The organism is Amycolatopsis sp. NPDC114478 (assembly GCF_055633805.1).
Window position 1 is genome coordinate 12,815 of record NZ_JBVKDO010000030.1, and the last position, 12,319, is coordinate 25,133.

At 72.1% G+C, this 12,319-nt stretch carries 12 protein-coding genes; 8 read left to right on the forward strand and 4 right to left on the reverse strand.

All coding sequences use genetic code 11. From position 1 onward, the window contains the following. Positions 1-30 precede the first annotated feature (30 nt). Complete coding sequence (locus tag ACZ7OH_RS45825) at positions 31-534, forward strand: MarR family winged helix-turn-helix transcriptional regulator (RefSeq protein ID WP_470286660.1); 504 nt, start codon at positions 31-33, stop codon at positions 532-534. On the opposite strand, the gene ACZ7OH_RS45830 is transcribed toward ACZ7OH_RS45825, so the two are convergent. Then, positions 521-1,141 (reverse strand): TetR/AcrR family transcriptional regulator, encoded by a 621-nt coding sequence (locus ACZ7OH_RS45830; RefSeq protein WP_470286661.1) that lies wholly within the window; start codon positions 1,139-1,141, stop codon positions 521-523. The genes ACZ7OH_RS45825 and ACZ7OH_RS45830 overlap by 14 nt on opposite strands. 130 nt (positions 1,142-1,271) lie before the next feature. On the opposite strand from ACZ7OH_RS45830, the gene ACZ7OH_RS45835 reads away from it, so the two are divergent. After that, entirely contained in the window at positions 1,272-1,724 is a 453-nt protein-coding gene (locus tag ACZ7OH_RS45835; RefSeq protein WP_470286662.1) for a cupin domain-containing protein, read from the forward strand. Between the two features lie 20 nt (positions 1,725-1,744). Beyond that, positions 1,745-2,524, forward strand: a complete 780-nt coding sequence (locus ACZ7OH_RS45840; RefSeq protein WP_470286663.1) for an alpha/beta fold hydrolase — start codon at positions 1,745-1,747, stop codon at positions 2,522-2,524. Positions 2,525-2,530: 6 nt separating this feature from the next. On the opposite strand, the gene ACZ7OH_RS45845 is transcribed toward ACZ7OH_RS45840, so the two are convergent. Continuing rightward, complete coding sequence (locus ACZ7OH_RS45845; protein ID WP_470286664.1) at positions 2,531-3,457, reverse strand: hypothetical protein; 927 nt, start codon at positions 3,455-3,457, stop codon at positions 2,531-2,533. A gap of 267 nt (positions 3,458-3,724) precedes the next feature. Here ACZ7OH_RS45845 and ACZ7OH_RS45850 point away from each other — a divergent pair, with 267 nt between their 5' ends. Beyond that, a complete protein-coding gene (locus ACZ7OH_RS45850) occupies positions 3,725-4,489 on the forward strand; it encodes a S1 family peptidase (RefSeq protein WP_470286665.1) in 765 nt (254 codons plus the stop codon). 52 nt (positions 4,490-4,541) lie between these two features. Here the strand turns inward: ACZ7OH_RS45850 and ACZ7OH_RS45855 are convergent, their stop codons facing one another. Then, complete coding sequence (locus ACZ7OH_RS45855) at positions 4,542-5,672, reverse strand: serine hydrolase domain-containing protein (protein WP_470286666.1); 1,131 nt, start codon at positions 5,670-5,672, stop codon at positions 4,542-4,544. A gap of 184 nt (positions 5,673-5,856) precedes the next feature. Between ACZ7OH_RS45855 and ACZ7OH_RS45860 the strand changes: the two genes are divergently transcribed. Genes ACZ7OH_RS45860 through ACZ7OH_RS45870 form a run of 3 tightly spaced genes read left to right on the forward strand, consistent with a single transcriptional unit; the run spans position 5,857 to position 8,920 of the window. Further along, positions 5,857-6,609 carry an SDR family oxidoreductase gene (locus ACZ7OH_RS45860; RefSeq protein WP_364449862.1) on the forward strand — a complete coding sequence of 251 codons (753 nt, stop codon included), beginning with the start codon at positions 5,857-5,859 and terminating at the stop codon, positions 6,607-6,609. After that, positions 6,606-7,376 (forward strand): SDR family NAD(P)-dependent oxidoreductase, encoded by a 771-nt coding sequence (locus ACZ7OH_RS45865; RefSeq protein ID WP_470286667.1) that lies wholly within the window; start codon positions 6,606-6,608, stop codon positions 7,374-7,376. Before ACZ7OH_RS45860 ends, ACZ7OH_RS45865 begins: the two co-directional genes overlap by 4 nt. Further along, entirely contained in the window at positions 7,373-8,920 is a 1,548-nt protein-coding gene (locus ACZ7OH_RS45870; RefSeq protein ID WP_470286668.1) for an acyl-CoA carboxylase subunit beta, read from the forward strand. The genes ACZ7OH_RS45865 and ACZ7OH_RS45870 overlap by 4 nt, the downstream gene beginning before the upstream one ends. On the opposite strand, the gene ACZ7OH_RS45875 is transcribed toward ACZ7OH_RS45870, so the two are convergent. Then, a complete protein-coding gene (locus ACZ7OH_RS45875; RefSeq protein WP_470286669.1) occupies positions 8,917-9,429 on the reverse strand; it encodes a dihydrofolate reductase family protein in 513 nt (170 codons plus the stop codon). The two genes, ACZ7OH_RS45870 and ACZ7OH_RS45875, sit on opposite strands and share 4 nt — an antisense overlap. A gap of 190 nt (positions 9,430-9,619) precedes the next feature. Between ACZ7OH_RS45875 and ACZ7OH_RS45880 the strand changes: the two genes are divergently transcribed. Further along, positions 9,620-12,274 carry a lectin gene (locus tag ACZ7OH_RS45880; protein ID WP_470286670.1) on the forward strand — a complete coding sequence of 885 codons (2,655 nt, stop codon included), beginning with the start codon at positions 9,620-9,622 and terminating at the stop codon, positions 12,272-12,274. Positions 12,275-12,319: the final 45 nt, after the last annotated feature.

A 12,319-nucleotide genomic window follows, 5' to 3' on the forward strand; every position in this document is an offset into this window, starting at 1 on the left:
CCTTCGAATTCGAAGCAGTAGACTCCGGTCATGTCCGACACGCGACCGTCGCTCGACCCCGTGCAGCTGGGTGCCTACTTCGACCTCATCGAGGTGACCAGCCTGCTGCGGCACGCGGTCGAGCAGCAGCTGCGCGAGGCCGGCGAGCTCAGCTACGTGCAGTTCCAGCTGCTGGCCCGGCTCGGCGACTCGCCCTCGGGCAGCCACCGCATGACCGACCTGGCCGACGGCGTCGTCTACAGCCGCAGCGGCCTGACGTACCAGGCGGGCCTGCTCGAGAAGGCGGGGCTGGTGGTGCGCGCCCCTTCGCCGGACGACGAGCGCGGCATCACGGTGACCATCACCGACGCGGGCCGCGAGCGGCTCGCCGCCGTCCTGCCCGGGCACGTCGAGGTGGTCAGCGGCCTGCTGTTCGAGCCGTTGTCGCGCGAGGACGTCGTGAACCTGGCGGCGTTGCTGGCGCCGGTGCGCGACCACATGCGCTCGACGCCGCCCCGGTCGGCCGCGCCCCGCCGGAAGGTCAGCCGGCCGTGAGTTCGGGCAGCGCGGCCGTCACCAGGGTGCGTGCCGTGCGCTGAAGGCTCGCGATGGCGGCTTCGGTGTCGAGGCCGCAGAGGTCGGTGAGCGAAAAGAACGCGTCGGCGCTGACGACGGCCGCGAGGTCCTGCTTCAGCTGGGCCAGCCGGCGGGCAGTGGCCGGTGTGTCCGCCGGGATGACCGGGTCGAGGGCTTCGTCGATCAGCCCGAACCGGAAGCCGGGCCGGGCCTGCGCGCGCGGCGGGTTGACCACGGTCGCGGCGATGACCGCGCGGACGGATCCCTGGTAGGCGACTACGTGCCGCAGCAGGACGTTCGTGGCGAACTCCAGCCGGTCCGCCGGGTCGGTGCTGCCGGCGACCGGTTCGAGCGCCTCGGCCGGTGTCGGCCACATGCCCACCAGCGCGGCGTTGATCAGCTCCACGATCTCCGAGAAGTGGCGGTACGCGGTCGCTTCCGAGACACCGGCCAGCTCGGCGACCTCGGGCATGGTCAGCATGCGGCCGGAGGCGATCAGGGAGCGGCACGCGTCGACGATCGCGGCGCGGGTCCGCGCCTTCTGCTCCGTCCGGCTGACCCGTTCGCGCTTGCTCGTCGTGGGCATCCCGCTCCTGTTCGTCCGATCTCCGCGTCCGATTCTCTCCCAGGCCGCCAGTCGTACTCGTGAGAGTGTACTTGCGCGAGTTGACTCTCGTAAGTAGGTTGGTGCCAGAACCCCGATCAAGGAGCACGGCATGGCGGACGTATCGGTCGTCGGACCGGATGGCGGCGAGTCGATCAGCATCGGCACGACCGTGGTGCGGATCCTGGAAGACGGCAGCACCACCGAGCACCGGATCGGTATGGCGGAGATCGTCGTCGCCCCGCACACCGACGGGCCGCCGCAGCACCGCCACGCCCAGCACGACGAAGGCTTCTACGTCGTGTCGGGCCGGGTGACCTTCACCGTCGGCACGCAGGACCACGACGCGCCGGCGGGCACGCTCGTGATGGTCCCGCCGGGTGCCCCGCACACCTTCGCGAACCACGGCGACGAGCCCGCGGTCATGCTCAACACCTTCACCCCGGACCTCTACGTCAACTACTTCCGCGACCTGCGCGACATGATCGCCGCCGGCCGCCCGCCGACGCCGGAAGCGGTGACCGAGGTCATGCGGGCCTACGCCACCGAGCCCGTCACCGACTGACAACCCCCAGGAGAATCCCCATGACGAACATCCAGCGCGTCGACCTCGAAGAGTTCGGTCCGGTCGACCTCACCTACACCGCGTACGGCTCCGGCCGCCCGCTGCTCCTGCTGCACGGCGGCGCGGGTCCCCAGTCGGTCACCGGGTTCGCCGAGCGCCTCGCCGCGGACGGCTTCCGGGTGCTCGTGCCGATCCACCCCGGGTTCGAGGGCACCCCGCGCCCCGAGCCGCTGACGACGATCAGCGGGCTGGCGCGGGTCTATTCCGCGCTTTTGACCGAGCTCGACCTGACCGGCGTCACGGTGGTCGGCAACTCCATCGGCGGGTGGATCACCGCGGAGCTGGCCCTGCTGAGCTCCCCGCGGGTCGCCGGGGTGGTGCTGGTCGACGCCGTCGGCCTGGACCTCTCGGAAGCGCCGGTCGCGGACTTCTTCAGCCTCACGATGGACGAGGTCGCCGACCTGAGCTACGCGAACCCGGACGCGTTCCGCATCGACCCGGCGAAGCTGCCGCCGGAGCGCCAGGCGGCGATGGCCGGCAACCGCGGGGCGCTGCAGACCTACGGCGGCACGGCGATGACCGACCCGACGCTGCTGGGCCGCCTGCCGGCCGCGGCCGCGCCGGCGCTGGTGGTCTGGGGTGCGGCGGACCGGATCGTCCCGCCCGAGCACGGAAAGGCTTACAGCGACGCGCTTCCGGACGCGAAGCTCGTCGTGATCGAGGACGCCGGGCACCTGCCGCAGCTGGAGACGCCCGGGAAGCTGCAGGACCTCATCACGGAGTTCGCGAAGGGAGCCTGAGCGGGGTCACGGCCAGCTCCACCGCATGCCCCGGATGCCCGGGCCGCCGCCGCTGGTGAACAGGTGCGCCGGCGCGGCCGGGACCAGCGGGACCTCCGTGACGTCCCGCTCCGGGCCACCCGGGGAATCGAGCCGGTAGCCGTGGCAGGTCGCCGGCAAGCCGGCGAAGTGGACCTCCAGCAGGTGCTCGGCCACCGGGTGGCGGAACCGGCGGTCGTAGCTGGTGTCCGGAACGCCGTCCGTGTAAGCGAATTCGTACTCGAGGATCGCCGTCTCGCCGACCGCCAGCGACCGGCTCGGCACCAGTTCGCTGAGCACGAACCCCGGCTCCGGCAGCACCTCGGTGCGGACCGGACGGCAGTAGCGCGTCGACACCAGCCGGGGCGGGTGGCCGGGCACGCAGCCACGCAGCACCACCACCTTGGCCTGCACCGGTTCTTCGACCGCGCGGACGACTTCGCGCACCCGCAGCCGGGTCAGCGACCGGTCGGCGCCGACGTGCAGCTCCTCGTGCAGGCTGACCGCCACCAAGGACGTCTCCTCCGCCGCGTCGAACGACCGCAGCGCCGGGAGAACCCCGTTGCGGGGACCCCACAACCGCTCCCACCGGACCGGGTCCGGCGCGCCCGGGAGGCCGGGGCGGGCCAGCAGTTCGGTCAGCGCTCGCGCGGGCACGCCGAGGACGTCCTCCAGCACCGCCACCGCCCGCAGCGAGTCCGGCCGCTCGGGCCGGGTCCGCCCGGTGCGCCAGTAGCTGAGCGTCGTGGTGCTGACCGGGACGCCCGCGCCCGCCAGCCGGTCCCGGAGGCGGGCCAGCCCCAGCCCGCTGCGGTCGATGGCCAGCGAAAGCGCCCGGCTGAACGGGCCGGCGGCGAGGGCGCGCGCCAGTTCCCGCTCGGCGAAGTCCGGGTGCGGCACCGTGAACAACGGCATCGGTGATCCTCGCTGTCGGTGCGGGGCAAGGGATTCCGGGACAGGCGGATCACGCGCGGCCGGCACGGGCGTCCGGTGGTGCCGGACGCCTTCGGTTTAGCAGCCGTCGATCACCGCTGTCACCCGACGAACGTCGGCCGCGGGCGGGGCAACCCGTCGAAGGAACTGTCTTGTTCCGTTGATCGGCTCGGATCTTCGGACGGTTACCGGCGGCGGACCACGCGCTTACGTTCGGTGAATCCCCACCGGTCCCCCCGAGGAGTCCCCATGCGTGAGTCATCCCGCCCGTTCGCCCGCGCCGCCGCCCTGCTCGCCGGTTCGGCCGCGGCCCTCGCCGCGCTCGCCGCTCCGGCGTCGGCCAGTGCGCCCGTCACGCCGCTTCCGCCCGCCGCCCAGCCGTCGATCATCGGCGGCAGCACCGCCCAGAACCCCGGCTACATCACCCGCTTCAACGGGCACGCGAACGGTTACACGTTCTTCTGCACCAGCACGCTGATCGGCGCGCGCTGGGTGCTGACCGCCAAGCACTGCATGTACGACGACAACGGGCAGCGGCTGTCCGACATCGACCTCTATGTCGGCTCGAACAGCGCTTCCGGCGGCGTGCACGCGAAGGCGTCGGCGACCTACGTGTACTCCGGCGGCGACCTCGCCCTGATCAAGCTGAACACCAACGGCGGCAGCACGTACGCGCGGCTCGCGTCGAGCTCCTCGGACGCGCAGGAAGGCGACGGCGCGACCGTCTACGGCTGGGGCGCGACCCAGTCCACCGACGAGGGCAGCCACCAGTCGAGCGTGCTGAAGAAGGCGTCGGTGCGGATCTCCGACACCGGCGCGAGCGACTACTCCGGCGGGCCGGCGATCTCGGCGGACACCCCGGACGGCGCGGTGGCCGGCGGTGACTCCGGCGGCCCGATGCTCGACGACGGCGTGCAGGTGGGCGTCTGCTCGACCAGCGACCGGTCCAGCACCACCACCTACGGCAGCGTCGCCGCCGGCCGGGGCTGGATCCGCCAGGTCAGCGGCGTCTGAGGAGACCCGGGTCGCCGGCCGTGCCCCGACCGGCCGGCGACCCGGACCCACGTCACCCGAGTGCGGCGTAGATCGCGTCGACGTAGGTCGTGCTGCGGTCGGAGCCGATGGTGCCGGGCGCCATCTTGTTCATCACGTACGAGATCGTCAGGCGCCGGTCCAGGTCCATGATGATCACCGAACCACCCCAGCCGCCCCAGAAGCAGACCCGGCCCGGCGGGATCCACGGCACCGCGTCGGGCCGGGGGAGGGCGTAGCCGATGCCCCAGCGCAGCGGGATGCCCAGGCCGAGGTCGGTCCCGTTCGCCTGTTCGGCGAAGACGAGGTCGATCGTGTCCTGGCCGAGCAGGCGGACGCCGCCGGCCGTGCCGCCGAGGGCGAGGGCCGAGAGCAGCCGGGCGACCGAGCGGGCGTTGCCGTGGCCGTTCACCGCGCCGAGGTCCGCGCGGCGCCACGCCGGCGTGTTGGCGACGGCCGCGTCGACGGCCGGGCCGGTCAGGGTCCTGGCCATGACGCTGCCGGGCTCGAGGTCGTACTGCCCCGGCGGGGGCGGCACGACCGGCGCGATCCGCGGCCAGTCCGCTTCCGCGGCCCCGATCCGGAAGTCGGCGTCCAGCGGTCCGGCGAGCTCCTCGGCGACGAAGTCCTTGACGGTCTTGCCGCTGACCCGCCGGATCACCTCGCCGGCCAGGTGGCCGAAGTTCGTGGCGTGGTAGCCGGAGGCGGTGCCCGGTGCCCACCACGGCGCCTGCGCCGCGAGCCGGGCGGTCGTCTTGTCCCAGTCGTAGAGGTCCTCGACCACGGCCGGCTGCTCCAGCCCGGACACCCCGGACGTGTGCGACAGCAGGTGCCGGACCTCGACGTTCTCCTTGCCGTTTTCGGCGAACTCGGGCCAGTACCGCGCGACCGGCGCGAAGGGGTCGAGCTCGCCGCGGTCGGCGAGCACCAGCGCCGCCAGGCTGACGACGGTCTTGGTGGTCGACCAGACGTTGGTGATGGTGTCCCGCTCCCACGGCGCGGTGCGTGCTTCGTCGCGGAAGCCGCCCCAGAGGTCGACGACGAGTTCGCCGTCGAGGTCGACGACGAGGGACGCGCCGAGCTCCTCGCCGGCGGCGAGGTTCCGCCGCAGCGCGTCGCGGACGGGGGCGAAGCGAGGATCGTGGCTTCCGTGCACTTCGGTCATGCTCGTACGCTAAAACCTGACATTGATGTCAGGGGCAAGGGCGGAATCGACGGCGACCCTGTCCCCTGCGCTTCGCCGGTGTGACGCGCGTCGGCTTGAGAGGATGGCGCGGGCGCGCATAATGGGCACCTGACCGACCGCTTAGCATGTGCCGGGTACCACACCGCGAAGGAGACACACTGCCGTGAACTCGTTCAAGGATCGCGTCGCGATCGTCACCGGGGCCAGCCGGGGCATCGGCCTCGGGATCGCGAAGACGCTCGTCGAACGCGGGGCCAAGGTGTGCATCACCGCGCGCAAGCCCGAGGCGCTCGAAGAGGCCGTCAACGAGCTCGGCGGGCCGGACGTCGCCATGTTCGTGCCCGGCAAGGCCGACGACACCGACCACCAGGACGAGGCCGTCGCGAAAACGATCGAGACCTTCGGCCGGCTCGACTACCTGGTCAACAACACCGGCATCAACCCCGTCTACGGGCCCACCCTCGACATCGACCCCGCCGCCGCGGCGAAGATCCTCGGCGTCAACGTCCTCGCGCCGCTCGGCTGGACCAAGCGCGCCCGCGACGCGTGGATGGGCGAGCACGGCGGCGCGGTCGTCAACGTCGCTTCCGTCGCCGGCCTCGGCGCCTCGCCGGGCATCGGCATGTACGGCGTCAGCAAGGCCGCGCTGATCCGGCTGACCGTCGAGCTCGGCGCCGAGCTCGGCCCGAAGATCCGGGTCAACGCCGTCGCGCCCGCCGTCGTCAAGACGAAGTTCGCCACCGCGCTCTACGAGGGCCGCGAGGAAGAGGTTTCCGCCGCCTACCCGATGAAGCGCCTCGGCGTGCCGGCCGACATCGCCGGCGCCGTCGCGTTCCTGCTGTCCGACGACGCGGGCTGGATCACCGGCCAGACGATGGTCCTCGACGGCGGCGTCACCCTGGGCGGTGGCCTGTGACCGGCGTAGTCGTCACCGGGGGTGGCGGCGGCATCGGTGCCGCGCTGGCCCGCCGCTTCGCCGCGGATGGTGCCCAGGTCGTCGTGGCCGACCTCGACGGCGACAAGGCCGCCGAAGTCGCCGCCGAGGTCAAGGGAACGGCCTTCGCCGGCGACGTCGCGAGCCCCGAAGGTGTCGCGAAGCTGATCGACAGCGCCCGCGAGACGCTCGGCGAGATCGACGTCTTCTGCGCCAACGCGGGCATCGCGCCCTTCGGCGGCGCGGAAAGCCCCGAGGAGGTCTGGGCGCGCACCTGGGACGTCAACGTCATGGCGCACGTCCGCGCGGCCAACCTGCTGCTGCCCGCTTGGCTCGAGCGCGGCCGGGGCCACTTCATCGCGACGGTCTCCGCCGCGGGCCTGCTGACCAGCCTCGGCTCGGCGCCGTACTCGGTGACCAAGCACGGCGCGCTCGCGTTCGCCGAGTGGCTGTCGGCGACCTACCGGCACCGCGGTATCACCGTCCAGGCGATCTGCCCGCAGGGCGTGCGCACCGCGATGCTGGAGAGCACCGGCACCGCCGGGCAGCTGCTGATGGGCGCGTCGGCGATCGAGCCGGAGCAGGTCGCGGACGCGCTGTTCGCGGCGATGGAGTCGAAGCGGTTCCTCGTGCTGCCGCACCCGGAGGTCGCGGACTACTACGCGGCGCGCGCCACCCAGACCGACCGGTGGCTCGGCGGGATGAACAAGCTGCAGCGCAAGGTCGAAGCGGCCGTCGAAGCCGGATGAGCTGGCAGCCGGAGGTCGACGAGATCGCGCGGCGGCGCGAGCTGGCCGAGCGCATGGGCGGGCCGGAGAAGGTGGCCCGCCAGCACGCCGCCGGGCGGTCGACGGTCCGGGAGCGGATCGCGGCCCTGGCCGACCCCGGCAGCTTCGACGAAATCGGCGCGCTCGCCGGCACCGCGTCCTATGTGGACGGCACGCTGGAAGCCTTCACCCCGGCCAACTTCGTCATCGGCACCGCCCGGCTCGACGGCCGCCGCGTCGCGATCGGCGGCGACGACTTCACCGTCCGCGGTGGCGCCGCCGACGCGGCGATCATGGAGAAGCAGGTCCACGCCGAGCGGCTGGCGAACGAGCTGGGCCTGCCCCTGGTGCGGCTGATCGAAGGCACCGGGGGCGGCGGCAGCGTCAAGATGCTGGAGCAGCACGGGTTCACCTACGTCCCGGTCAACCCGGGCTGGGACCTCGTGGTGGACAACCTCTCGACGGTGCCGGTGGTCGCGCTCTGCCTGGGCCCGGTCGCCGGGCTCGGCGCCGCGCGGGCGGTCATGTCGCACCTGAACGTGCTGGTCGAGGGCGCCGGGCAGCTGTTCGTCGCCGGGCCGCCGGTCGTCAAGCACGCGACGGGGGAGGACCTCACCAAGGAGGAGCTGGGCGGCGCCGACGTCCACCGGCGCAGCGGCGCGGTCGACCGGATCGTCGCGTCGGAGGCCGAGGCTTTCTCGGTGGCGAAACGGTTCCTGTCGTACTTGCCGTCCTCTGTGGACGCGCTGCCGCCGGTCGGGTCCACTTCGGACCCGGTGGACCGGCGCGACGAAGCGCTGCTGTCGCTGGTGCCGCGCAACCGCCGCCACCCGTACCGGCTGCGGCCGCTGCTCGACGGCGTCTTCGACGAGGGGTCGGTCTTCGACTACGCCGTGTCGGGAGGCTCGGCGTACGCGGGACTGGCGCGGCTGAACGGGCACCCGGTCGGCGTCCTGGCCACCGACCCGTACCGCGGCGCGACGCTGACGCCGGAGGGCGCCGACGTCATGACGCGGCTGGTCGACCTGTGCGAGACGTTCCACCTGCCGCTGGTGTCGCTGACCGACCAGGCGGGCATGGTGATCGGCGCGGCCGCCGAGCGCGCGGGCGCGATCCGGCACGGCGCCCGCGCGGTGACGGCGGTCTACCAGGCGCGGGTGCCGATGGCCGAGGTGATCGTCCGGCGGGTGTTCGGCGTCGGCGGCGCGGGCCAGGTCAACCGCCACCGCCTGGTCCGCCGCTGGGCGTGGCCCTCGGGCGACTGGGGCTCCCTCCCGGTCGAGGGCGGCATCGAGGCGGCCTACCGCGCCGAGCTCGACGCGGCCGACGACCGGGCGGCGCGGATCGAGGAGATCCGCGCCCGCCTGGACGCGGTGCGCTCGCCGTTCCGCACGGCGGAGCGGTTCTCGGTGGAGGACGTCATCGACCCGCGCGAGACCCGCGCGCGGCTGTGCGACTGGGTGCCGGACGCCTACGCGGTGCTGCCGAAGCTGCTCGGCCGCCCATCGTTCGGGATGCGGCCCTAGACCACCCGGTACCAGTGCGGCCGCAACTCTTCGAGGCCCACGGGCTTGCCGCCGGGCCGGTCGAACATCCGCACGCCGTCCCCGAGCAGCACCGGGACGGGCATCGCCAGGATCTCGTCGAGCACCCCGGCTTCGAGGCACTGCCGGGCGATGTCGGCCCCCAGGACGTTGACGTACTTCCCGCCCGCCGCTTCCTTCGCCGCGGCGACCGCGTCGACAAGGTTGTCGACGAACGTGACGCCGGGCGCGGGAGCGGCGGGCCGGTGGGTCACGACGAACTGCGGTCCCTCCCAGCCGCCGCCGAACGCCTTGCCCTCGCCCTCGGTACCGCGGTGCGGATCGTCGCCGCCGTACGTCCGGCGGCCCACGAGCAGCGCGCCGATCTCCGGGATCAGCTCGTCGACCAGCGGATCCGGGCCGAGGTAGGGGGTCAGCCAGGACATGTCGCCGCCGGGGCCGGCGACGAAGCCGTCGACCGAGCAGCTGAAGCCGTAGAGCAGTTTCGCCATCGATGTCTCCTTTGAACGGGTTCGCGGACTTCAGTACTGACGGCGGCGGCCGGGAAAAGTCATCGCTTTCACCCGGCCGTGTCCGGAACGCGACAGGATCACCACGGACCGTTGACAACGGTGTCAGCGCGCGAGGACCGTTCCGACTCGCATCGGCTGAACTTGTGCTCAATGGCGAAGGACAAGTCTCATGGTCTTGCGTACCCTCACGCGGCTCGGCGCCGCCACCGTCCTGGCTCTGGCCGGGCTGATCCCCGTACCCGCGTCCGCGGCGCAGCTGGTCACCGACCCGGCGTCGCTGGTCAACCCGTTCATCGGCACGTCCAACGCCGCCGACGACTTCCCCGGCGCGGACGTCCCGTTCGGCATGGTCCAGTGGAGTCCCGACACACCCAGCCGGCCCGACGGCGGCGGGTACGAGTACAACGACTCGTCCGTCACCGGCTTCAGCCTGACGCACCTGTCCGGCCCGGGCTGCGGCGCCGACGGCGACGTCCCGATCCTGCCGACGGTCGGCGCGGTGAACACCGGCGCGACCGTGTCCTTCAGCCACGGCAACGAGTCTGCGAGCCCGGGGTACTACTCGGCCGGGCTCGGCAATGGCGTCAAGACCGAGCTGACCACCGCGCTGCGGTCCGGGATCGGCAAGTTCACGTTCCCGGCGACGTCGCAGGCGAACCTGCAGTTCAAGCTCAACGGCAGCCAGAACGGCACGTCGAACCAGACGTGGACGGTGGTCAGCCCGACCGAGGTGTCCGGGTCGGTGACGTCCGGGCACTTCTGCGGCGCGGGCTTCACCTACACGCTGTACTTCGACGTCGTCTTCGACCGGGCGTTCAGCACCAGCGGGACGGCCGCCGCGACCGCGGTGACGCCCAAGGCATCGCCCGGGAAGCTGCACGGCACCGCGACGGCCAAGGCCGCGCCGGACGCCGGTCCGGGCAGCGCGTACGTCCGGTTCGACACGACGAGCAACCCGACCGTGCAGGCGAAGGTCGGCATTTCCTACGTCTCGGTGGCGAACGCGGTCGACAACCGCGCGGCCGACATCCCGGCGTTCGACTTCGCCGCGACCAAGCAGGCCGCGCACGACAGCTGGAACTCCCTGCTCGGCCGGATCCAGGTCGCCGGCGGCACCGCGGCGCAGCAGCGCGTCTTCTACACCGCGCTCTACCACTCGCTGTTGCACCCCAACGTGTTCTCCGACCGCAACGGCCAGTACATCGGCTTCGACAACCAGGTCCACACCGTCGCGAGTGGACACTCGGCGCACTACGCCAACTTCTCCGGCTGGGACATCTACCGCACGCAGGCGCAGCTTTCCGCGCTGGTCGCGCCGTCCCAGACCGGTGACATCGCGCAGTCGATGATCGCCGACTACGCCCAAGGCGGCGGGCTGCCCAAGTGGGCGCAGAACAACGGCGAGACGTACGTGATGGTCGGCGACCCCGGCACGGCGATCCTCGCGAGCTACTACGCCTTCGGGGCGCGCAACTTCGACACTTCGGCGGCGTTGCAGGCGATGCTGAAGGAAGCGAGCGTGCTCAACAACGTCCGGCCGGGCCTGAACGCGACGAACGCGCCGGGCTACCTGCCGGCCAACGGCACCTACCAGTGCTGCAACTTCTACGGCCCGGTCTCGACGCAGCTGGAGTACGACACGGCGGACTTCGCGCTCTCCGCGTTCGCCGGGGCGCTGGGCGACACCGCGAACCAGGCGTTCTACGCGGGCCGCGCGCAGAACTGGAAGAACACCTTCAACCCGTCCAGCGGGTTCATGCAGCCCAAGGACGCGAGCGGCGCCTGGACCGGCGGCTTCGACCCGGCGAGCGGGTCGAACTTCGTCGAGGGCACCTCGTGGCAGTACACCGGCATGGTGCCGTTCAACGTGGCCGGTCTCGCCGCGGCGCGCGGCGGCAACGCTTCGCTCGTGAGCTACCTCGACAGCGTGCTGGCCGGGTTCCACGGCAGCGGCGGCTCGCAGGCCGACCTCGGCAACGAGCCGAGCCTCGAGCTGCCGTGGGAGTACGACTACGTCGGGCAGCCGTACAAGACGCAGAAGGTCGTGCGGCAGGTCCAGGACCAGATCTGGACGGACGCGCCGGGCGGCCTGGCCGGCAACGACGACCTGGGCGCGATGAGCGCGTGGTACGTGTTCTCGGCGCTGGGCTTCTACCCGATGACGCCGGGGACGGCGGACCTGGCGCTGGGCAGCCCGCTGTTCACCCAGGCGGTGGTGACGTTGCCGAGCGGCGCCACCCTGACGGTGAACGCCCCGGCGGCGGCGGACAACGCCCCGTACGTCCAGAGCGCGACCTGGAACGGCTCGGCGTGGAACAACGCGTACGCGCCGACGTCGGCGCTGGGGTCCGGCGGGACGTTGGCGTTCACCTTGGGGACCACGGCGAACACGTCGTGGGCGGCGTCGAACCCGCCGCCGTCGTACGACGGGACGTTGCCGCACCTGGGCCCGCTGACGTCGGGGATCGCGGGGAAGTGCGCGGACGTGGCGCAGAGCGGCACGGGGAACGGCACGCACGTCCAGCTGTACACGTGCAATTCGACGGGAGCCCAGAAGTGGTTCTCGGCGGCGGACGGCTCACTGCAGGCCCAGGGCGGCTGCCTGGACGTGAGCAACAGCGGCACCGCGAACGGCACGAAGGTCCAGCTGTGGCAGTGCAACAGCTCCGGAGCCCAGAAGTGGCAGGCAGGAACCGCGGGAGCGCTGGTCAACCCCCAGTCGGGCAAGTGCCTGGACGACCCGGGCAGCACGACGACGGACGGGACCCAGCTGCAGATCTACGACTGCAACCAGAGCGCGGCCCAGAGCTGGACCCGAGGCTGACGCTGTCGTGAGTGGGAAACAGGGTCGGAACACTGTTTCCCACTC

Bases quoted from the DNA above. Each gene is read 5' to 3' on its own strand.
- ACZ7OH_RS45850 (WP_470286665.1), top strand. From the start codon at position 3,725: ATGCGTGAGTCATCCCGCCCGTTCGCCCGCGCCGCCGCCCTGCTCGCC.
- ACZ7OH_RS45875 (WP_470286669.1), bottom strand. From the start codon at position 9,429: ATGGCGAAACTGCTCTACGGCTTCAGCTGCTCGGTCGACGGCTTCGTC.
- ACZ7OH_RS45845 (WP_470286664.1), bottom strand. From the start codon at position 3,457: ATGCCGTTGTTCACGGTGCCGCACCCGGACTTCGCCGAGCGGGAACTG.
- ACZ7OH_RS45880 (WP_470286670.1), top strand. From the start codon at position 9,620: ATGGTCTTGCGTACCCTCACGCGGCTCGGCGCCGCCACCGTCCTGGCT.
- ACZ7OH_RS45825 (WP_470286660.1), top strand. From the start codon at position 31: ATGTCCGACACGCGACCGTCGCTCGACCCCGTGCAGCTGGGTGCCTAC.
- ACZ7OH_RS45855 (WP_470286666.1), bottom strand. From the start codon at position 5,672: ATGACCGAAGTGCACGGAAGCCACGATCCTCGCTTCGCCCCCGTCCGC.
- ACZ7OH_RS45840 (WP_470286663.1), top strand. From the start codon at position 1,745: ATGACGAACATCCAGCGCGTCGACCTCGAAGAGTTCGGTCCGGTCGAC.
- ACZ7OH_RS45835 (WP_470286662.1), top strand. From the start codon at position 1,272: ATGGCGGACGTATCGGTCGTCGGACCGGATGGCGGCGAGTCGATCAGC.
- ACZ7OH_RS45830 (WP_470286661.1), bottom strand. From the start codon at position 1,141: ATGCCCACGACGAGCAAGCGCGAACGGGTCAGCCGGACGGAGCAGAAG.
- ACZ7OH_RS45870 (WP_470286668.1), top strand. From the start codon at position 7,373: ATGAGCTGGCAGCCGGAGGTCGACGAGATCGCGCGGCGGCGCGAGCTG.